The following is a 20,472-nucleotide window of genomic DNA, read 5'->3' on the forward strand; positions in this document are numbered from 1 at the left end:
GCATGGCTACCGCTGCTGAAGACATTTTGAACGAAGGGCGCCCGAGCACGGGCACCAACAATGTCGGGCGCATCGCGCAGGTGATCGGCGCGGTCGTCGACGTGACCTTTGAAAACCAGCTCCCGGCGATCCTGTCGGCGCTGGAGACGGACAATAACGGCAACCGGCTGGTGCTCGAAGTCGCGCAGCATCTCGGCGAGAACACCGTCCGCACGATCGCGATGGACTCGACGGAAGGGCTGACGCGCGGCCAGACGGTGACCGACACCGGCAACCAGATTCAGGTGCCGGTCGGCCCCAAGACGCTGGGGCGCATCCTGAACGTGGTCGGCGAGCCGATCGACGAGCGCGGCCCGGTCGATACCGACCTGAAGCGCCCGATCCACGCCAAGGCGCCGGAGTTCGTCGACCAGTCGACCGAAGCCGCCATTCTGGTGACCGGCATCAAGGTGATCGACCTGCTCGCGCCTTATGCCAAGGGCGGTAAGATCGGCCTGTTCGGCGGCGCGGGCGTCGGCAAGACCGTGCTGATCCAGGAACTGATCAACAACATCGCCAAGGGCCACGGCGGCACCTCGGTGTTCGCGGGCGTGGGTGAGCGCACCCGCGAGGGCAACGATCTGTACCACGAATTCCTCGACGCGGGCGTGATCGCCAAGGACGAGGCCGGCAACGCGATTTCGGACGGGTCGAAGGTGGCGCTGGTCTATGGCCAGATGAACGAGCCGCCGGGCGCGCGCGCGCGGGTCGCGCTCTCGGGCCTGACGATCGCCGAATATTTCCGCGACGTGGAAGGGCAGGACGTTCTGTTCTTCGTCGACAACATCTTCCGCTTCACCCAGGCGGGTTCGGAAGTGTCGGCGCTGCTCGGCCGCATTCCGAGCGCCATGGGCTATCAGCCGACGCTTTCGACCGACATGGGCGCGCTGCAGGAGCGCATCACGTCCACCAACAAGGGCTCGATCACCTCGGTGCAGGCGATCTACGTGCCCGCCGACGACTTGACCGACCCGGCGCCCGCCACCTCGTTCGCCCACTTGGACGCGACGACCGTGCTGAGCCGCGCGATCTCGGAACTCGGCATCTATCCGGCGGTGGACCCGCTCGATTCGACCAGCCGCGTGCTCGAGCCGCGCGTCGTCGGCCAGGAGCATTACGAAGTGGCGCGCGCGGTGCAGTCGACGCTGCAGCGCTACAAGTCGCTGCAGGACATCATCGCGATCCTGGGCATGGACGAGCTTTCTGAAGAGGATAAGCTCACCGTCGCCCGCGCGCGGAAAATCCAGCGCTTCCTGTCGCAGCCGTTCCACGTGGCGGAAGTGTTCACCGGCATTCCGGGCAAGTTCGTCCAGCTCGAAGACACGATCCGCAGCTTCAAGGCGGTGGTGAACGGCGATTATGATCACCTGCCCGAGGCGGCCTTCTACATGGTCGGCGGCATCGACGACGCCGTCGCGAAGGCCGAAAAGCTGGCGGCGGAAGCGTAACCTGCCCTAAGCCCTCTCCCCTTCGGGGGAGAGGGTTGGGAGAGGGGCCGTTGCGCGGCGACACCCTCTCCGAAATGCCCCCCTCCCCGGCCCTCTCCCCTAAAGAGGAGAGGGAAAAGGTATCGAAAATGCTCCACTTCGAACTCGTCACCCCCGAAAAGCTCGTCCGCTCCGAGGACGTGTATATGGTCGTCGTCCCCGGCAGCGAAGGCGATTTCGGCGTGCTCGAAGGCCATGCGCCGCTGATGTCGACGATCCGCGACGGGGCGTTGCATATCTACAAGAGCGACAAGGCCGAGCCCGAGATGCTCGCCATCGCGGGCGGTTTCGCGGAAGTGAACGCGCGTGGGCTGACGGTGCTCGCCGAGCGGATCGGCTGAGCTCCTCAGGCGCCGAGCAGCACCCGCGCGCGCCGGCCCAGCAGGCCACGCCCCAACAGCAGAACCGCGATCGAAAGCGCGACGGTGAGCGCCCAGAGCAGCAGCGCGCTGCCCCAGGCCTCACCGCGATAGCCGAACACGCGCGCGGCGCGCACCAGCCCGAGCATCACCGGCTGGTGAACGAAGAACAAGCCAAAGCTCAGGTCGGCGAGCGCGCAGAGCGGCGCGATAGGCTGGCGGCAAAAGCGCAGCAGCAGCCCCATCAGCAACGCGATCAGGATCAGCTTGCGCACGACCACGATGTCGCGCGCGCTGAGCAGCGGCCCAAGCGCGCCGGGGTCGCCCGCCAAGCCGATCGCATATTGCAGCGTTGCCGCCGCCGCGAGCAGCAGCGCGAGCAGCAGCAGCACGGTGGGCCGCCGCACCTCGGCCTCCAACCGCTCGCGGTGCACCGCCCAGAAGATGCCATAGGCATAATAGAGCGCGAAATGCAGCAGGTTGGCGACAAGCATATTGGGATGCCGCGGCACGACGATGCTGATCGCGAGCAATACCGCCAGCACCGCGAGCTGCCGGCGGACCGGGGCGACGGCGAACCGCGCGAAAGCGGGCGTGAACAACAACAGCGCCAGGATGAAGGGCACATACCACATGGCGGGGCCGGTCGCGCCGGTGAGCAACAGCACCGCCAGCCCCTGCACCGGATCGCCGGCCACTGGCACCGTGCCGCGCACGCCAGGCTCCAGGTCGCACGCGATCAGCACCAGCGAGATGAACAGATAAGGTGGCAGCAGCAGCAGCAGGCGCTGGCGTATCAGCTCGCGCCCGGTCAGACGCCGGCGATAAACTCGTTCGTAAAAATAGCCGGAAATGAAGACGAAAATCGCCGTCGCGCCGCCCATCAGGCTGATTAACCAATGGTGTTCGCTGAAGGGATACTCGAGCAGAACCCCTGTCGCGGTGAAGCAATGGGTGATGATCACCATCAGGATCGCCAGACCACGAAGATGGTCAAAGGCTATTACTCGTTCGCTCGCGACTTCCACACGCGCGGATCGTGGTTTATCATAAGCAGCGGCAACGGATTGATTGATCAACACAATGCGCCCCTCCAACGGGCGACTAAATGCGCCGTCGGCGATAACAAATGGCTAACTAGAGCGGGAGCATCACCGATATGGTTCCATTTTGAGCGGATCGCGCACCGTTCGCCGGCGCCAGCCCCAACCGGGGGCGGCTCTTAGCGAAAAATCAAAGCTTCGTGGTTAGCGCTACCCGCCAAAGGAAGAGGGTTGATCATGAGCGCATTTGGTCGGCGGAGTGGCACGAGTGGCGGCGGGGCGCCGGGGCGGCCCGCTTTCGGCGTCGCCCGCCCGATGCAGGGCACGCCGGCGCGCGCGTCCGATCTCGATAGCGCGCAATTCCCGCCTGCCTCGATCCTGCCGCCCGAAGGCGATCCGCTTGGGGCGACGATCCCCGGCAGCACGATGGACGCGATGCAGCGCCTGGCCGAACGCCAGGCCACCTCGGGCGACGCCGGCCAATCGAAGATGGAAGGCTTCGAGGCTTCGATCCACAAGATCAAGGAACAGGTGCTCCCGCGCCTGCTCGAACGCGTCGATCCCGAAGCCGCGGCGACGCTCGACAAGGACGAGCTGGCCGAGGAATTCCGCCCGATCATCGTCGAGGTGCTCGCCGAGCTGAAGCTCACGCTCAACCGGCGCGAACAGTTCGCGCTGGAGAAAGTGCTGGTCGACGAGCTGCTGGGCCTGGGGCCGCTCGAGGAATTGCTGTCGGACCCGAACATCTCCGACATCATGGTCAACGGCCCCGAGCAGACCTATATCGAACGCAAGGGCAAGCTCGAACTCGCCAACATCCAGTTCCGCGACGAGGAGCATCTGTTCCAGATCGCGCAGCGCATCTGCAACTCGGTCGGCCGCCGCGTCGACCAGACCACGCCGCTCGCCGACGCCCGCCTGAAGGACGGCAGCCGCGTCAACGTGATCGTGCCGCCGCTCAGCTTGCGCGGCACCGCCATCTCGATCCGTAAATTTTCGGCCAAGCCGATCACGCTCGACATGATGGCGGGGTTCGGCTCGATGAACGCCAAGATGGCGACCGCGCTGAAGATCGCCGGGGCCTGCCGCTTCAACGTCGTGATCTCGGGCGGCACCGGCTCGGGTAAGACGACGATGCTCAACGCTTTGTCGAAGATGATCGACCCCGGCGAGCGCGTGATCACGATCGAGGACGCGGCCGAACTCCGGCTGCAGCAGCCGCACTGGCTGCCGCTCGAAACCCGCCCGCCGAACCTGGAAGGCCAGGGCGAGATCACCATCCGCGATCTGGTGAAGAACGCGCTGCGTATGCGGCCGGACCGGATCATCCTGGGCGAAATTCGCGGCAGCGAGTGTTTCGATCTGCTCGCCGCGATGAACACCGGCCACGATGGCTCGATGGCGACGCTCCACTCCAACTCCCCGCGCGAATGCCTGGCGCGTATGGAGAACATGGTGATGATGTCGGACATCAAGGTGCCGAAGGAAGCGATCAGCCGTCAGATCGCCGACTCGGTCGATCTGATCGTGCAGGTGAAGCGCCTGCGCGACGGCTCGCGCCGCGTGACCAACATTACCGAGGTGATCGGGATGGAAGGCCCGGTGATCGTGACCCAGGAACTGTTCAAGTTCGAATATCTGGACGAAACCGCCGAGGGCAAGATTTTGGGCGAATATCGCTCGATGGGCCTGCGCCCCTACACGCTCGACAAGGCGCGGCAATTCGGGTTCGACCAGGCTTATCTGGAGGCGTGCTTGTAAGGACAGCCTTGCGGCTGTCATGAGGCCGTCGGCTTAACGACCAAGCGGCACACGCTACGACACCAAACAAAACGGGGACCGCTCTCCCACCACTCCTTCCCCGGCGAAGGCCGGGGCCCAGGATCGGGCCCGCAGCCTGTGCGGCGCCACGCTGCTACCGATGAAGGCGCAACGGTCGATCGCGCCGCCGCGTGGCAGCAAGCTCAACGACAAGGAGCAGCAGGGGTTATGCCCCCACCACTTCCCCGGCGACGGCCGGGGCCCAGGATCGGGCCCGCAGCCCGTGCGGCGCCACGCTGCTACCGTGGCGCGACTGGGCCCCGGCCTTCGCCGGGGAAGAGCTGTCATATCAACAGTGGCGGAGGTTTTTCAGCGCGCCGATCGACGCACGATCGCGCCGCCGCCCTACCCCATCACATTCCGCCCGCGCGCGACGGTCGCGCTATGCCCCACGCTCGCCTTGGCGCCGCGCTCGCGGATCGTGTCGACGAACACCCAATCGTTGCGCGCCGCCTCGGGCGTGAGCGTCAGCAGCATATAGCCGCGCCGGCTGGTGTCGCACCATTTGAGCTCCGGGTTGGTGCGCACCAGTGCGGCGGCGACCTTGGCCGGATCGGCGCTGATCCCGCTTTCGATGCCCGGCGAGGTGACGCCGTGCCCCGCGAACTCGACGCCCACCGGCTTACCGTCCTGCGCCAGATCATAGGCCCAGCCATTGTGGCTGTCGCCCGATAGCACGATCAGATTCGCGCCCGCGGCTTGCGCGTCGCGCAGGAAGCGGCGGCGCGCGGCGGGGTAGCCGCCCCAATTATCGAAGTTGAACGGCAGACCGACCGAGGAGGCAAGCAGCCCGGCGGTGACATAGGCCTTGGCGCGCGCCGGGGCATCGGCGGCGATCCAGTCCTTGGCCTCGAGCGGCAGGCGGGTCTCACCCAGGATCGTGCCGAAATTCACCACCTGCCAGCGCGTGCCCGCCTTCACCGATTGGCGCAGGGCGCCCGCGAGCCACGCTTCCTGCGTGGTGCCCATCATCGTCGCCGCCGGATCCTGCCAGGCGCCATCGCGGAACTTGACCAGCGCCGCGCGCGGATCGAGCCCGCCGAGCAGGCCGCGCAGCTCGGGCTGCTTGGTGCGCGCGAGCAGCCGCGTCTCGGTGCGGTAGAGCGTGGCGAGCGTGCCGATCTGGTAGCGCGCCCAGGGCTCGTCCGACACCGGCATCCATTCGCGATAGGCCTGGATCGCGGCGGCGCGGCGCAGATTCCAGTCGCCCTCGCCCGCTTCGTGATTCTCGGCGCCGCCTTCCCAGCTGTCGTTCGCCGATTCGTGATCATCCCACTGCACGATCCACGGCACGCTCGCGTGGAGCTTCTGCAAATCGGGATCGGCGCGATAGCTCGCATAGCGCAGCCGATAATCGGCGAGCGCGATCAGCTCGTTCGCCGGCGCCGGCAGCCGCCCGGCGACGCTTTGCTCAGCCGAGGGGTAAATGCCGGGGGCATATTCATAGAAATAATCGCCAAGGTGGATGGCGAGGTCGATCTCGCCCTGCTCGGCGGCATGGGCATAGGCGTTGAAATAGCCGAACGCCATGTTGGAACAGCTGAACACGCCCAGCTTGGCCTGGCGCGTGGCGCCATCGGGCAGCGTCTTGGTGCGCCCCGCCGGCGAGCGGCTGCCATCGGGAGCGATGAAGCGATAGTGATAGCGGGTGCCCGCCTTCAGCCCGCTCGCGGTGATCTTCGCGGTCCAGTCGCGCCACGGGCCGGTGATCATCCGCCCGCCATCGATCGCGCGGGCGAAATCCGCGCTTTCGGAAAGTTCGACGCGCAGCTCGGCGCTGTCCCCGCTTGCGGGCACATAGCGCGTCCACAGCAGCACCGAATCCGCCGCCGGCTCGCCGCTCGCGACATTGTGGGTGAAGCCCCGCGCGTCGGCGACGCTGGGCGTCTGCGCGAAGCCGGGAAGCGCGAAGGCGCCGAGCCCGAGGCTGCCGGTGAGCAGGAAGGAACGACGATCGACGCGCATGGCAAGTCCCCCGGATCAAGACGCCCCTTTTAGCGGGGCTTTGCCTGGCCTTGCCGCTTTTCTATGGCCGCTTCGTGACACGTCGCCTGGTTCCGGTCGCGCTGTGGAGCGCGGTTTTCCTCCTGCTCGCCCTGCTCGCGCTCGCGCGGCCGGTGGACCATGACGAAAGCCAATATGTCGCCGCGACCGTGCTCGCGGTGCGCGGGCTGCCCTACAGCGACTTCGCCTATCTGCAGACCCCGCTCCAGCCGCTGCTGTTCGCGCCGGTCGCGATGCTGGCCGGGGGCGGCGCATGGATCGCGCTGCGGCTGGTGAACGCGGCGCTGGGGGTGCTGACGCTGCTGCTCGTCGCGCGGGCGGCGCGGGTGGCGGGCGCGACGCGCACGATGGCGACGGCCGCCGCGCTGCTGATGGGCGCGTGCGACAGCTTCCTGTTCAGCGCGGCGGCGGCGCGCAACGATATGCTGCCCGCCGCGCTGCTGAGCGGCGGGCTGGTCGCGGTGCTCGCCCCGCCAACGCGCGGGCGGGCGCTGCTCGCGGGGCTACTGCTGGCGGGGGCGGCGGCGGCCAAGCTCTCCTACGCCGCGCCCGCGCTGGCCTATGGCGCCTATGCCCTGGCGGACCGGGCACGGCGCCCGGCCTGGCTGGCGCTGGGGGCGCTGCCGGCGGCGCTGCTGGTCGCAGCGCTCGCCGCCGCCGCGCCCGAGGCGTTCGCGTTCGAGGTGCTGCGCTTCCCCCATGCCGGCCCGGCCGACTGGTATGCGCGCGCCAACCCCGCCAAGCTCGCGCTGGCGACCAAGGCGTTCGACGCGCTCAAATTCCTGGCGCTCGGCCCGGCGCTGCTCGCGCTGGGATTTGGCTGGCGGGGGCGGTCGCCGGTGCTCGCGCTGTTCCTGCTCGCCGGGGCGCTGGCGAGCCTCGCCCCCTTTCCAACCTGGCGCCAATATCTGCTGCCGCTGCTGCCACCGCTGTTCGTCCAACTGGCGCGGGGCTGGAGCGTCGCGGCGCCTTCGCGGCCGCTGCGCATCGCGACCGCGATCTTTGTTGGCGCCGGCCTGTCGCTGTCGATCGAGGCGTTGCTCGGCGCGGCCCGGCAGGGGCTGGCGATGCCCCGCGCCGCGCGCGAGAGCGACGCGATCGGCGCGGCGTTGCGCGGCACGGGCGCGGGCGGGGCTGTGGCGACACTTTCGCCGCAATATCTGCCCGCCGCGGGGCTCGCGATCGACCCGCGTTTCGCCGCCGGCCCCTTCTACTTTCGCGGCGAGGGATTGCTCGATCCAGCCGCCGAGCGGCGCCTGCACCTGCTGAGCCCCGCCACCCTCCCCACCGCGCCGCTCGGCCCGGTCTTGACTGGCGCCGAGCCCGACGGCGACGCCGCCCTCGCCGCCACCGCCCGCGCGCGCGGCTATCACCCGATCCGGGTCGACGGCACCCGCTTCACCCTGTGGCTGCCGCCAAAGCCGCTTGCGCGCGCCCGCGAAGCATCGTAAGCGTAAGCAAATCCGAAATCGCAAATAGGATCAGCGTCGGTGCCCGCTTGGCGGGGCCGGACGGGAAGCCTATGTTCGGCGACAAGGATCAACGAAGGAAAATGGCGTGGCGAAGACGACCCCGACTGAATTCATCCGCCAGGTGCAAGCCGAAACCAGGAAAGTGGTGTGGCCCACCTGGAAAGAAACGCGGATGACCGCGATCATGGTGGTGATCATGACCGCGATGCTCGGCCTGTTCTTCTTCACGATCGACGCGTTCTTTGACGCGATCGTCAACCTGCTGCTGAACCTGGCGAAGTAAGGAAGGGCCGGAAGGGACTTATGGCGCGCTGGTACATTATTCACGCTTATTCGGGCTTTGAAGGCAAGGTTCGCGACGCGATCATGGCCGAGGCGACCCGGCTCGGGCTCGAACAGCTGGTCGAGGCGATCGAAGTGCCGACCGAAACCGTCACCGAGGCGCGGCGCGGCAAGAAAATCCAGGTCGAGCGCAAGTTCATGCCCGGCTATGTGCTGGCCAAGCTCGAGATGAACGACGACGTCTATCACCTCGTCAAGAATACGCCCAAGGTGACGGGCTTCCTGGGGCCGAACGGCAAGCCGCAGGCGATCAGCGATGGCGAAGCCTCGCGGATGCTCTCGACCAAGGACGAAGCGGCGCCCACCACCAAGACCAAGATCAAGGTCGATTTCGAGATTGGCGACGCGGTGAAGGTGCTCGAAGGCCCGTTCGCGAGCTTCAACGGCACCGTGGAAGGCCTCGATTTCGACAAGTCGAAGGTCAAGGTGTCGGTGTCGATCTTCGGCCGCGCGACCCCGGTCGAACTCGATTTCGAGCAGGTCGAGCGCGTCAAGTAAGTTGCGCCGGCGGCCCGGTGCCGCTATGCGCGCGCCTTCGCTTCTCCGCCCGACTCGGGCGGGGGGCGCTTCCGTGCGGGAGGCTTTCAGCCGCTTGAACCGCTAAACTTGAACCGGGTGGCCGCGTGCCGCCCCCTATAGAGTGAGATCAATGGCCAAGAAGATTACCGGCTATATCAAGCTGCAGGTTCCTGCAGGCAAAGCCAACCCCTCGCCGCCGATCGGCCCCGCGCTCGGTCAGCGCGGCGTCAACATCATGGAATTCTGCAAGGCGTTCAACGCCGCGACCACCGATCTGGAAGTCGGCTCGCCGATCCCGACGGTGATCACGGTCTATGCCGACCGCAGCTTCTCGTTCGAGACCAAGACGCCGCCCGCCACCTTCCTCATCAAGAAGGCGATGAACCTGAAGTCGGGCTCGAAGGAGCCGGGCAAGGTGAAGGCCGGCACGATCAAGCGCTCGCAGCTGAGCGAGATCGCCCAGGTGAAGATGAAGGATCTGAACGCCAACGATATCGAAGCGGCGACCCGCATCATCGAAGGCTCCGCCCGCGCGATGGGCGTCGACGTGGTGGAGGGCTGATACCGTGGCGAAGCTGACCAAGAAGGCGAAGACTCTCGCCACCGCCGTGAACCGCGACAAGCTGTACGGCGTCGATGAAGCCATCGCGCTCGCCAAGTCGAACGCGACCGCCAAGTTCGACGAGACGATCGAAGTCGCGCTGAACCTGGGCGTCGATCCGCGCCATGCCGACCAGATGGTCCGCGGCGTCGTCACGCTGCCCAAGGGCACCGGCAAGACGGTGCGCGTCGGCGTGTTCGCGCGCGGCGCCAAGGCCGATGAAGCCAAGGCGGCGGGTGCCGATGTCGTCGGCGCCGAGGACCTGATGGAGCTGGTGCAGGGCGGCACGATCGATTTCGACCGCTGCATCGCGACCCCGGACATGATGGGCGTCGTCGGCCGGCTCGGCAAGATCCTCGGCCCCAAGGGCCTGATGCCCAACCCCAAGCTCGGCACCGTGACGATGAACGTCGGCGAAGCGGTGAAGGCCGCGAAGGGCGGCCAAGTCGAGTATCGAGTCGAAAAGGCCGGCATCATCCACTCCGGCATCGGCAAGGCGAGCTTCGCCGCCGAAGACCTGCGCGCGAACTTCGACGCGCTGGTCGACGCGGTGGTAAAGGCCAAGCCCTCGGGCGCCAAGGGCAAGTACGTCAAGAAGATCGCGATCAGCTCGACCATGGGCGCGGGCATCAAGATCGACATCGCCGAGGTCGCGGGCGCCTAAGCCCCTCCTCACGCGACCTTTTGAAAACCGGAGCGGTGATCCGAGACGATCGGACCACCGCTCTTTTTTTGAAGGCAGGCCCGATCAGGCGAAGCCGAGCGCCATCGCCGTACGCACGCCGGGCAGCGCACGAACCTGGGCGATCAGCGCCGCCGTCACCGGCTCGTCGACCGAGAGCAGCAGCACCGCCTCGCCCCCCGCCGAACGGCGGCCAAGGTGGAAGGTCGCGATGTTGACGCCCGCGTCGCCGAGCGTGCTCCCGAGCCGGCCGATAAAGCCCGGCGCGTCCTCGTTCACCACGTAGAGCATGTGGCCGGCGAGATCGGCCTCGACCTTGATCCCGAACAGTTCGACCAGGCGCGGCGCCTGATCGCCGAACAAAGTGCCCGCGACCGAACGCTCGCCGGCCTGCGTCTTCACCGTTACGCGGACGAGCGTGTGGTAATCGCCCTCGCGGTCATGCCGCACCTCGCGCACGTCGAGCCCGCGCTCCTTCGCCAGAAAGGGCGCGTTGACCATGTTGACCGTGTCCGAATGGACCCGCAGCATCCCCGCCAGCACCGCGCTGGTGATCGGCTTCTGGTTGAGGCTCGCTGCCGCCCCCTCCACCTCGATCGCGACGCCGCCCGGGGCGCCGTGCGACAATTGGCCGACGAGCGACCCGAGTTTTTCGGCAAGCGCCATGTACGGCTTCAGCTTGGGCGCCTCCTCCGCCGAGAGCGACGGCACGTTGAGCGCGTTGGTGATGCCGCCGCTCACCAGATAGTCGGCCATCTGCTCCGCCACCTGGATCGCGACATTCACCTGCGCCTCGGTGGTCGAGGCACCAAGATGCGGGGTCGAGACGAAGCCCGGCGTGCCGAACAGCGGCGAGGCCTTGGCCGGTTCCTCGGCGAACACGTCGAGCGCGGCACCACCGATATGGCCGCTATCAAGCCCCGCCTTCAGCGCCGCCTCGTCGATCAACCCGCCGCGCGCGCAATTGACGATGCGGATGCCCTTCTTGGTCTTGGCGAGCGCCTCGGCGGAGAGAATATTGCGTGTCTGATCGGTGAGCGGGGTGTGCAGGCTGATGAAATCGGCGCGCGCGAGCAGCGTTTCGAGATCGACCTTCTCCACCCCCAATTCGAGCGCGCGTTCGGGGGTGAGGAAGGGATCATAGGCGATCACCTTCATACGCAGGCCCAGCGCGCGTTCGGCGACGATCGAGCCGATATTCCCGCAGCCGATCAGCGCGAGCGTCTTGGCATAGAGTTCCACCCCCATGAAGCGGTTCTTCTCCCATTTGCCGGCCTGGGTGCTGGCATCGGCCTCGGGGAGCTGGCGGGCGAGCGCGAACATCAGCGCGATCGCGTGTTCGGCGGTGGTGATCGAATTGCCGAAGGGCGTGTTCATCACCACCACGCCCTTGGCGCTGGCGGCGGGGATATCGACATTGTCGACGCCGATCCCGGCGCGGCCGATGACTTTGAGGTTGGTGGCGTGCGCCAGAATATCCTTGGTCACCTTGGTCGAGGAGCGGATGGCGAGGCCGTCATAATCGCCAATGATCGCCTTCAGTTCATCGGGCGTCTTGCCGGTGATTTCATCGACCTCGACGCCGCGCGCGCGGAAGATCGCGGCGGCTTGGGGGTCCATTTTGTCGGAGATGAGGACTTTGGGCATGGTTCGATCCTGAACTTCCCCCTCTCCCGCGTGCGGGAGAGGGTCGGGGTGAGGGTACTTCTTCCCCCTCTCCCGCTGGCGGGAGAGGGTTGGGGTGAGGGCGGGCTGCAGGGCGAAGGTCGGGGGAAGAAGAAGTGCCCTCACCCAAACCCTCTCCCGTAAACGGGAGAGGGCTTTAGGGCGTTAGCCGCCCCGCGCCCCGGCATAAGCCCAGTCGAGCCACGGGCCGAGCGCTTGCACATCGGCGGTGTCGACCGTCGCGCCGCACCAGATGCGCAGGCCCGGCGGGGCGTCGCGATAGCCGGCGATGTCGAACGCGGCGCCTTCGGCCTCGAGCAGGCCCGCCAGCTTCTTGATCAGCGCGGCATCGGCGCCAGCGACCGTCAGGCAGACGCTGGTCTTGGAGCGCGTCGCCGGATCGGCGGCGAGGTGACCCAGCCAATCACGCTCGGCCACGATCGCATCCAAAGCCGCGGCATTAGCGTCGCTGCGCGCGATCAGCGCGTCGAGCCGGCCCAGCCCTTCCGCCCATTCGAGCGCGAAGATCACATCCTCGACCGCGAGCATCGACGGGGTGTTGATCGTCTCCCCGGCGAACACGCCTTCCACCAATTTTCCGCCCTTCGTCAGGCGGAAAATCTTGGGCAGCGGCCAGGCAGGGGTATAGCCCTCCAGCCGCTCGACCGCGCGCGGGCCGAGGATCAGCACGCCGTGCGCGCCCTCCCCGCCCAGCACCTTCTGCCAGCTGAAGGTGGTGACATCGAGCTTGTCCCAAGGCAGGTCGTACGCGAACACCGCGCTGGTCGCGTCGGCGAAGCTCAGGCCTTCGCGATCAGCCGCGATCCAGTCGCCGTCCGGCACGCGCACGCCGCTGGTCGTGCCGTTCCAGGTGAACAGCACGTCATGCCCCCAATCGACCGCGCCGAGATCGGGCAGCGCGCCATAATCCGCGCGCAGGATCGTGGGGTTGAGCTTCAGCTGCTTGACCGCATCGGTCACCCAGCCCTCGCCAAAGCTTTCCCAGGCGAGCGCGGTGACGGGCCGGGCGCCCAGCATCGTCCACATCGCCATTTCATAGGCGCCGGTATCCGAGCCCGGTACGATCGCGATGCGGTGGGTGTCGGGCACGCGCAGCACCGCGCGGGTCAGCGCGATCGCGCGTTCGAGTCGCGCCTTGCCGATCTTGGAACGGTGCGAGCGGCCGAGCGACGCGGTCGCGAGCTTGTCGGCCGACCAGCCGGGCGGTTTGGCGCAGGGACCGGAGGAGAAAAAGGGACGCGCCGGCTTCACCGACGGCTTGGTGCGCGCCGCAGGGGCGCCGAGTTCAGTCATGTCAACTCTCCTTGCAGAGAGCACGCGCGGCGTTGGGACCGCGTGGCCCGTCGACCTCGGTAACGATCTTTCGCGCATCGTCAATGGCGCTGGTGAAAAATTACCACAGGCGGCGCCGTTCGCTTGGTTAACGCGGCGTTTAACATCGCGCGCTAGGCGGATTGCCATGCGCCGCCCCACACCCGCCTTCGGCCTTGCCCTGCTGCTCGCCGGCTGTTTTGGCGGGGACCGCGTGGCTCCGCCGCCCCCGCGCCCGCGAGGGAGCCCAGCGGTCACGCTCAATCTGCCGACCAGCCGCGAAACCCAGGCCTGCTTCGCCGATCTCTCGCGCCAGGACGTGCGCTTCTCGCCGCTGCCGGACCGCGATTATGGCGGCGGTTGCCAGTTGATCGGCGCGGTACAGCTGATCGACATCGGCGTCCCCGTCACCGGGATCAAAGGGATGCGCTGCGGGCTCGCGCGCACCTTCATCGGCTGGGCGCGGAACGGCGTCGCGCCCGCCGCGCGCGAAATCCTGGGGGGCGAGCTTGCCCGGATCGAGACGATGGGGAGCTATGCCTGCCGCAACACCGTCGGCACCGCTCCCGCTTACACGCGCCTGTCAGGCCATGCGCTGGGCAATGCGGTGGATGTCAGCGGCTTCGTGCTGGCGGACGGACGGCGCATCACGGTGCAGGACGGGTGGCGCTCGCCCGACCCCGCCACCGCCGAGTTCCTCCGCGTGATCCGCGCTTCCGCGTGCAAACGGTTCGGCACGGTGCTCAGCCCCGATTACAACACCGCCCATTATAATCATTTCCACCTGGAGGATGATCGCGCGGGTTTCTGCCGCTAGCCGTGGCGGTTCGGCTGGGTTAGGGCCGGGGAAATGAGCGACGCCAAGATTCCCAATCGCCTGTTCGCCCCCGCGCGCCAGGACGCCGAAACCGCCAAGGGATCGATCCGCACCCCGCAGACCGAAGACCCCGCCTATCGCCTCGCCTTTCAGGACATGGACTTCCTGCTGCGCGAGGATTTGCGCCCGGTGCGCTTCCAGCTGGAACTGCTGAAGCCCGAGCTGATCCTGGAGGAAGCCGGGATCGCTTCCACTTTCGTATTCTATGGCTCGGCGCGCATCCCCGAGCCCGCCAAGGCGCAGGCGTTGCTCGAACTCGCCGAGGGCGACGAAGCACGGCGGATCGCCGAGCGGCTGGTCGAGAAATCGAAATATTATGACGAGGCGCGCAAGCTCGCCCAGATCGTCAGCCAGGTGCCGCGCGATGCCGATGGCCGGCGCCAGTTCGTGGTGTGCTCGGGCGGCGGCCCCTCGATCATGGAGGCCGCCAACCGCGGCGCGACCGATGTCGGCGCCGAATCGATCGGGCTCAACATCGTGCTGCCGCACGAGCAGGCGCCCAACCCCTACGTCACCCCCAAGCTCAGCCTGCAATTCCACTATTTCGCGCTGCGCAAGATGCACTTCCTGCTCCACGCGCGCGCGCTCGCGGCCTTCCCCGGCGGTTTCGGCACGTTCGACGAACTGTTCGAGCTGCTGACACTCATCCAGACCGGCAAGATCGACCCGATGCCGGTTATGCTGTTCGGCGAGGCCTTCTGGCGCCGCGTCGTCAACTGGGAAGCTTTGTGCGAGGAAGGCGTGATCTCGCCGCGCGACCTGAAGATTTTCCGCTTCGTCGAAACCGCCGAGGAAGCCTGGGATTTCGTCCGCGCCTTCTACCGCGAGCGCCAGCACCCGACCGGCGGCGATCCGCTCGAAGGGCCGAGCGACTAGCTTGGCCGGAAGCGCCGCCGCCCCTATCTAGCCTGCGAACATCAGGGAGTGCGTTTGCGTGAGATATCTCCACACGATGATCCGCGTCCAAGATCCGGACAAGACGGTGAAATTCCTCGAATTGCTCGGGCTGAAGGAAGTGCGCCGCTTCGACAATCCAATGGGGCGTTTCACCCTGATCTTCATGGCGGCGCCCGGCGACGAACAGGCGCAGGTGGAGCTGACCTATAATTGGCCGCCCGAAAATGGCGAGGCCGAAGTCTATGGCGAAGGCCGCAATTTCGGCCATCTCGCCTATCGGGTGGAAAATATCTACGACACCTGCCAGCGGCTGATGGACGCGGGCTATACGATCAACCGCCCGCCGCGCGATGGGCACATGGCGTTCGTCCGCACCCCCGATAACATCTCGATCGAGCTGCTGCAGGACGGGCATTTGCCGCCGCAGGAGCCCTGGGCGTCGATGCCGAACACCGGCCATTGGTGATGGCGCTGGAGATCGCCTGTGTCCCGGCGCTCAGCGACAATTATATCTGGCTGGTGCATGATTCCGCCTCGGGCGAGACGGTGGTGGTCGATCCCGGTGTCGCCGACCCGGTCGAGGCCGAACTCGCCCGGCGCGGCTGGCGCCTGAGCACGATCTGGACGACGCATTGGCACCCCGATCACACCGGCGGCAACGAAGCCCTGAAGGCGGCGCACGGCGTGCCGGTGATCGCGCCGGCCGCCGAAGCCGCGCGCATCCCCACCGCCGATCGACTGGTGCGCGAGGGCGACACGGTGCGGCTGGGCGACCATGTGGCGGCGGTGTGGGAGACGCCCGCGCATACTGCCGGGCATATCAGCTATCATCTGGCGGGTGCCGGGCTGATCTTCGTCGGCGACACGCTGTTCGCAATGGGCTGCGGCCGCCTGTTCGAGGGCACCGCCGAGCAGATGTTCGCCAACATGCGGCGGTACGCGGCGCTCCCGGGCGAAACCGCCGTTTATTGCGCGCATGAATATACCGCAAGCAATGGCCGCTTCGCGCTGTCGCTCGCGCCGGATGACGCGGCGCTCGTCGAGCGGATGGCGGCGGTCGCGGCGGCGCGCGCCGAGGGGCTGCCGACCGTGCCGACCAGCATCGCGCTCGAATGCGCGACCAACCCGTTCATCCGCGCGGAGAATGTCGGCGAACTCGCGGCACTGCGCGCGGCAAAGGATAGCTTTCGCGGCTGACCTAGGCTAAAACTGCGGACGGGGGCATCGCGTGCGAAAAGGGAGTGCGATGCGAGGCTTGACCATGATCCCGTTGGTGCTGCTGGCCAGCTGCGCCTCAACGCCGGAACAACGCGCCGCACGGGCGCAGGACGAAGCGACCGACAGCGCGCGGCTCGCCCGCGCGCTCGATGGGTTCGAGCAGGCCGGGGCGCCACAGACGTGCATCAACGAGCGGCGCGGCACCTACAACACGACGACGATCGGCGACACGATCCTCTACCGCTTCGGCCGCGACGAGATTTTCGCCAACAACGCGCCCGGCTGCCGCGGCGCCGAACGCGGCGACGCCCTGATCCTGCAGAATTTCCAGGCGGGGCTGCTCTGTTCGGGGCAGATCATCCAGACGGTCGACGTCATCTCACGCGTGCAAACGGGCAGTTGCGCGCTCGGCCAGTTTACCCCGTACAAACGGGTGAAGCGGTGAAGCGCTGGGTCGCCGCGATCCTGGCCGGGCTTGTCGCCGGCGGGGCCACCGGCGCGGCCGAACTCGACGCGCCCTCGCCCGAGCTTGCGAAGGCGATCGAGGGGCGCGTCGCCGGCACGCCGACCGATTGCATCGACTCGCACCAGTTGATGGGACCGGATCGGGTCGACCAGCGCCACCTGGTCTACCGCCAGAACGGCCGCCGGCTATGGGTGAACACGCTGCGCGACCGCTGCCAACCATTGCTGGGCGACAATATCCTGGTGTTCGATAACCAGTTCGGCACGCAGCTATGCACGCAAGATCGGTTTCAGGTTCAAGGACGCAATGGCGGCTTTTCCGCCGCTTATTGCTTCCTCGGCAAGTTCACGCCGTATGACAAGCCCGAGGCAGTGCCGCCCAAAACACCCTAGCCGGTGAAGGGTGATGCGAAAGCCTGTCGGCAAAAGCATCATACCCGGCTAATCAGCTTGCATGCGGTGGCTTGTCCTGCTCGCCTGCGCCCTGTTGTTCGCGGCCTCGTCGCCAGCGCGGGCCGAACCTTTCGCGGCGCTGCGAGAGGCCTATGCGGCGCGCGACCCCGCCGCCGCCGCCGCCGCTTATGCCAGCGATGCGCAGCTGCGTTACGCACGGGACGGCGCGCCGGACGAGGTCTATCAAGGAACAGCGCCGATCGCCGCTTCGTTCAAAGCGCTGTTCGATCGGTTCGACCCGCGCGAAAAGCTTGACCTGAACTTCCGCGAAACCGCGCGCGTCGGCAACCGGACGCAGGGCATATACCGGCTGCGCGTGGGCCGCGTCCGGGTGGGCTATGGCCGCTACGACGTGGTGATCGGCCCGGCGGGCACCTTCATCAGCGATCGAAGCTCGCCGGCGAGCGTCGCCGACTTCGAGGAAGCGGCGGGCGCGACGCTGTTCACCGCCGACGATGACGTGCTGGATCGGGGCTATTACCAACAGCTCGCCGGACGTTACCGGCTGCCCGACGGGTGCCTGCTGATCGTCACCCGTTCGGTCGTGCGGCTGTTCGTGCGCAACAGCTGCACCGCTAGCTGGCGCGGCCTCTCCCGGGTGTCGGGCCGGGTGTGGACGTCGGGCGCCCACGTGCTCTCGGCCGAGGTCTGGGCCCGCTACCGCTTCGCGCCGTTCACGAACGGCGCCTGCCCCGCGCTCACGATCGAGGAGGCCGGCGCCACCCGCACGGCAATCAGGATTGCCGGCTACCGGACGCAGGAGGTCAGCTTCCGCTCGGGGGACGGCACGCTGCTCGCCGGTACGCTCTACACGCCCCGCGCCGGCAAGCACCCGCGCCCGGCGAGCGTGATGCTGCATGGATCGGGGCCGCAGGACCGCGACGGTTACGCCTCGATCATCGCGGTGCTGGCCGATCAGCTCGCGGCGTCGGGCCGGGTGGTGCTGGCGTTCGACAAACGCGGCGCTGGCGCCTCTGCGGGAGACGGCGACCGTGCGGGTTTCGATGTCCTCGCCGCCGATGCCCAGGCGGCAATGGCCTATCTCGCGACACGCGCCGAGGTCGATCGCCGCCGGATCGGCCTTGCGGGATCGAGCCAAGCGGGCTGGGTAGCGGCGAAGGCGATCGCTCGGGGCGCGGCCCCCGCCGATGTGCTGCTGCTTGGCGCCGCGGGCACGGCGCTCACCGTCGCCGAGCAGAATCTCTACAACACCCGCGTCCGCTTGCGTTGCGCCGGGGTCGGCACCGCCGATGCCCAGCTGGCGCTGGATCAGCAGCGCGCCTTCTTCGCCTATCTGCGCGATCCAGCCCAGGCACCGATACTCGACGCGCTGACCGCTCGTGCCGCCGCGCGGCCGGTACTTCGCGACTGGCTGTTCCCCGATTCGCGCTCGATCGACCGTTCGGCTGGCGCCTGGTATATCGCGCTCGATCCGTTTTTCGATCCGCTGCCGGTGTGGCAGCGCTATCGGGGCCGGGCAGTATTCCTGTTCGGCGCGCTCGATGATGCGACGCCCAGCGCGCTCGCCGCCCGCCGTCTGCGCCGCCACCCCGCGCGCGTCGCGGTCCTGCAGGGCGCGCAGCATTTGGGGCTGGCCGCCCGCGATCTCTGCACCGCCGATCTCCCTGTGCTCAGCCGCTTCGTGCCGGAACTGATGCCCGCCGTCACCGCCTTCTCGGCGGCCAGCGACTGAGCACGCCGGCGGGCGCTACAGCACGAACCGGCTGAGATCGGTGTTGCGGGCGATGCTCGCCAGTTCGCGATCGACATAGTCAGCGTCGATCACCACGGTTTCGCCTTGCCGTTCCTCGGCGTCGAAGCTCAGGCTTTCGAGCAGCTTTTCCATCACCGTCTGCAGCCGCCTGGCGCCGATGTTCTCGACCTGCCCATTCACCTCGGCGGCGATGCGGGCGACGGCGCGGATGCCGTCATCGGTGAAGTCGATCGTCACGCCTTCGGTGCCGAGCAGCGCGCGGTACTGGGCGATCAGCGAGGCCTTGGTGTCGGAAAGGATCGCGACGAAATCGGCCTCGGTCAGCGCTTTCAGCTCGACGCGGATCGGCAAGCGGCCCTGAAGTTCGGGCAGCAGATCGCTGGGCTTCGCGACATGGAAGGCGCCGCTGGCGATAAACAGGATATGGTCGGTCTTCATCGGGCCATATTTGGTCGAGACGGTGGTGCCCTCGATCAGCGGCAGCAAATCGCGCTGCACGCCCTCGCGGCTCACCGATCCGCCGCGCACGTCGCTCACCGCGATCTTGTCGATCTCGTCGAGGAAGACGATGCCGTTGGCCTCGGCGTCGGCGAGCGCCGCGCGGCTCACCTCGTCCTGATCGAGGCGCTTGTCGGCTTCCTCCTCGACCAGCTTGGTCCAGGCGGCGGGGACGGGAAGCTTGCGGCGCTTGAGCGGTGGCTGGCCGAACGCCTTGCCCATCATCTCGCCCAGATTGATCATCCCGACCTGCGCGCCGCCGGGCATTTCGAACGGCATTTGCGGCGCCTGCTCGACCTCGATCTCGACTTCCTTGTCGTCGAGATGCCCGTCGCGGAAGCGCTGGCGGAAAGCTTCGCGCGTCGCTTCGGAGGCACCCTTGCCGGTAAGCGCGTCGAGCAGGCGCGCCATCGCCGCTTCCTCGGCCTTGTCCTTCACCGCCTGGCGGCGGCGTTCCTTCTCCAGCCGCACCGCTTCCTCGACCAGATCGCGCGCGATCTGCTCGACATCGCGGCCGACATAGCCGACCTCGGTGAATTTGGTCGCCTCCACCTTCACGAACGGCGCGTCGGCGAGCTTCGCCAGGCGCCGGCTGATCTCGGTCTTGCCGCAGCCGGTGGGGCCGATCATCAGGATGTTCTTGGGCGTCACCTCGTCGCGCAGATCGGCGCCGAGCCGCTGGCGGCGCCAGCGATTGCGCAGCGCGACCGCGACGGCTTTCTTCGCGTCGCTCTGGCCGATAATATGCGCGTCAAGCGCGGCGACGATGGCTTTGGGGGTAAGGGCGTCGTTCATTCGTCTGTCCTGGATATCGTAAGCCCCCTCCCCTTCAGGGGAGGGGGTTGGGGGAGGGGGATAAGAAGCTCAAGCGGCGCACCAGGCGCGGCCCCCCACCCCACCCACACCCCCCACCGGGGGAGGGGGAGGGAGGACTCACGCGTTAGAACCTGAAAAATACGATGGGGTTAAACCACAAAAACACCC

20 protein-coding genes are annotated in these 20,472 nt (G+C 67.3%); 15 read left to right on the forward strand and 5 right to left on the reverse strand.

The window, feature by feature from the left end:
- Positions 1-2: 2 nt before the first annotated feature.
- On the forward strand, positions 3-1,487 hold the full coding sequence (gene atpD, locus K2X73_RS13800) for a F0F1 ATP synthase subunit beta (protein WP_294111751.1): 1,485 nt from the start codon (positions 3-5) through the stop codon (positions 1,485-1,487).
- A 128-nt stretch (positions 1,488-1,615) separates the two neighbouring features.
- Positions 1,616-1,867 (forward strand): ATP synthase F1 subunit epsilon, encoded by a 252-nt coding sequence (locus tag K2X73_RS13805; RefSeq protein ID WP_294111753.1) that lies wholly within the window; start codon positions 1,616-1,618, stop codon positions 1,865-1,867.
- A gap of 5 nt (positions 1,868-1,872) precedes the next feature.
- On the opposite strand, the gene K2X73_RS13810 is transcribed toward K2X73_RS13805, so the two are convergent.
- Entirely contained in the window at positions 1,873-2,967 is a 1,095-nt protein-coding gene (locus K2X73_RS13810) for an acyltransferase (protein ID WP_365980709.1), read from the reverse strand.
- 198 nt (positions 2,968-3,165) lie between these two features.
- Between K2X73_RS13810 and K2X73_RS13815 the strand changes: the two genes are divergently transcribed.
- Positions 3,166-4,689, forward strand: a complete 1,524-nt coding sequence (locus K2X73_RS13815) for a CpaF family protein (RefSeq protein ID WP_294111755.1) — start codon at positions 3,166-3,168, stop codon at positions 4,687-4,689.
- Positions 4,690-5,094: 405 nt separating this feature from the next.
- On the opposite strand, the gene K2X73_RS13820 is transcribed toward K2X73_RS13815, so the two are convergent.
- The gene (locus K2X73_RS13820) at positions 5,095-6,714 is read right to left on the reverse strand and encodes an alkaline phosphatase D family protein (RefSeq protein WP_294111757.1); all 1,620 of its coding nucleotides are present in this window, start codon (positions 6,712-6,714) and stop codon (positions 5,095-5,097) included.
- A gap of 74 nt (positions 6,715-6,788) precedes the next feature.
- Between K2X73_RS13820 and K2X73_RS13825 the strand changes: the two genes are divergently transcribed.
- The 5 genes from K2X73_RS13825 (at position 6,789) to rplA (ending at position 10,351) form a co-directional block, all read left to right on the forward strand.
- Entirely contained in the window at positions 6,789-8,204 is a 1,416-nt protein-coding gene (locus tag K2X73_RS13825; RefSeq protein ID WP_294111759.1) for a DUF2029 domain-containing protein, read from the forward strand.
- 106 nt (positions 8,205-8,310) lie between these two features.
- On the forward strand, positions 8,311-8,508 hold the full coding sequence (gene secE / locus K2X73_RS13830) for a preprotein translocase subunit SecE (protein WP_294111761.1): 198 nt from the start codon (positions 8,311-8,313) through the stop codon (positions 8,506-8,508).
- A 20-nt stretch (positions 8,509-8,528) separates the two neighbouring features.
- The gene (nusG, locus tag K2X73_RS13835; RefSeq protein WP_294111763.1) at positions 8,529-9,065 is read left to right on the forward strand and encodes a transcription termination/antitermination protein NusG; all 537 of its coding nucleotides are present in this window, start codon (positions 8,529-8,531) and stop codon (positions 9,063-9,065) included.
- 151 nt (positions 9,066-9,216) lie between these two features.
- Positions 9,217-9,648 (forward strand): 50S ribosomal protein L11, encoded by a 432-nt coding sequence (rplK, locus tag K2X73_RS13840; protein WP_294111764.1) that lies wholly within the window; start codon positions 9,217-9,219, stop codon positions 9,646-9,648.
- A 4-nt stretch (positions 9,649-9,652) separates the two neighbouring features.
- A complete protein-coding gene (rplA, locus tag K2X73_RS13845) occupies positions 9,653-10,351 on the forward strand; it encodes a 50S ribosomal protein L1 (RefSeq protein ID WP_294111765.1) in 699 nt (232 codons plus the stop codon).
- An 84-nt stretch (positions 10,352-10,435) separates the two neighbouring features.
- Here rplA and serA read toward each other — a convergent pair whose 3' ends face one another.
- Positions 10,436-12,016 carry a phosphoglycerate dehydrogenase gene (gene serA / locus K2X73_RS13850; RefSeq protein ID WP_294111767.1) on the reverse strand — a complete coding sequence of 527 codons (1,581 nt, stop codon included), beginning with the start codon at positions 12,014-12,016 and terminating at the stop codon, positions 10,436-10,438.
- Between the two features lie 183 nt (positions 12,017-12,199).
- The gene (locus K2X73_RS13855; RefSeq protein WP_294111769.1) at positions 12,200-13,348 is read right to left on the reverse strand and encodes a phosphoserine transaminase; all 1,149 of its coding nucleotides are present in this window, start codon (positions 13,346-13,348) and stop codon (positions 12,200-12,202) included.
- Positions 13,349-13,514: 166 nt separating this feature from the next.
- Here K2X73_RS13855 and K2X73_RS13860 point away from each other — a divergent pair, with 166 nt between their 5' ends.
- The 7 genes from K2X73_RS13860 to K2X73_RS13890 all read left to right on the forward strand — a co-directional run bounded on the left by K2X73_RS13860 (position 13,515) and on the right by K2X73_RS13890 (position 18,969).
- Entirely contained in the window at positions 13,515-14,183 is a 669-nt protein-coding gene (locus K2X73_RS13860) for an extensin family protein (RefSeq protein ID WP_294111771.1), read from the forward strand.
- Positions 14,184-14,216: 33 nt separating this feature from the next.
- Positions 14,217-15,119, forward strand: coding sequence for a TIGR00730 family Rossman fold protein (locus tag K2X73_RS13865; protein ID WP_294111773.1), 903 nt, complete (start codon positions 14,217-14,219; stop codon positions 15,117-15,119).
- A gap of 76 nt (positions 15,120-15,195) precedes the next feature.
- Positions 15,196-15,606 (forward strand): VOC family protein, encoded by a 411-nt coding sequence (locus K2X73_RS13870; protein ID WP_294111774.1) that lies wholly within the window; start codon positions 15,196-15,198, stop codon positions 15,604-15,606.
- Positions 15,606-16,337, forward strand: coding sequence for a hydroxyacylglutathione hydrolase (gene gloB, locus K2X73_RS13875; RefSeq protein WP_294111776.1), 732 nt, complete (start codon positions 15,606-15,608; stop codon positions 16,335-16,337). Before K2X73_RS13870 ends, gloB begins: the two co-directional genes overlap by 1 nt.
- Positions 16,338-16,386: 49 nt before the next feature.
- Positions 16,387-16,803: a hypothetical protein gene (locus tag K2X73_RS13880; protein ID WP_294111778.1), complete on the forward strand. Its 417-nt coding sequence runs from the start codon at positions 16,387-16,389 to the stop codon at positions 16,801-16,803.
- Positions 16,800-17,216: a hypothetical protein gene (locus tag K2X73_RS13885; RefSeq protein WP_294111780.1), complete on the forward strand. Its 417-nt coding sequence runs from the start codon at positions 16,800-16,802 to the stop codon at positions 17,214-17,216. The genes K2X73_RS13880 and K2X73_RS13885 overlap by 4 nt, the downstream gene beginning before the upstream one ends.
- 61 nt (positions 17,217-17,277) lie before the next feature.
- On the forward strand, positions 17,278-18,969 hold the full coding sequence (locus K2X73_RS13890) for an alpha/beta hydrolase (protein WP_294111781.1): 1,692 nt from the start codon (positions 17,278-17,280) through the stop codon (positions 18,967-18,969).
- A 15-nt stretch (positions 18,970-18,984) separates the two neighbouring features.
- On the opposite strand, the gene hslU is transcribed toward K2X73_RS13890, so the two are convergent.
- Positions 18,985-20,283: an ATP-dependent protease ATPase subunit HslU gene (gene hslU / locus K2X73_RS13895; protein ID WP_294111782.1), complete on the reverse strand. Its 1,299-nt coding sequence runs from the start codon at positions 20,281-20,283 to the stop codon at positions 18,985-18,987.
- Positions 20,284-20,472 lie beyond the last annotated feature (189 nt).

The organism is Sphingomonas sp. (assembly GCF_019746665.1).
Lineage (GTDB): Bacteria > Pseudomonadota > Alphaproteobacteria > Sphingomonadales > Sphingomonadaceae > Sphingomonas.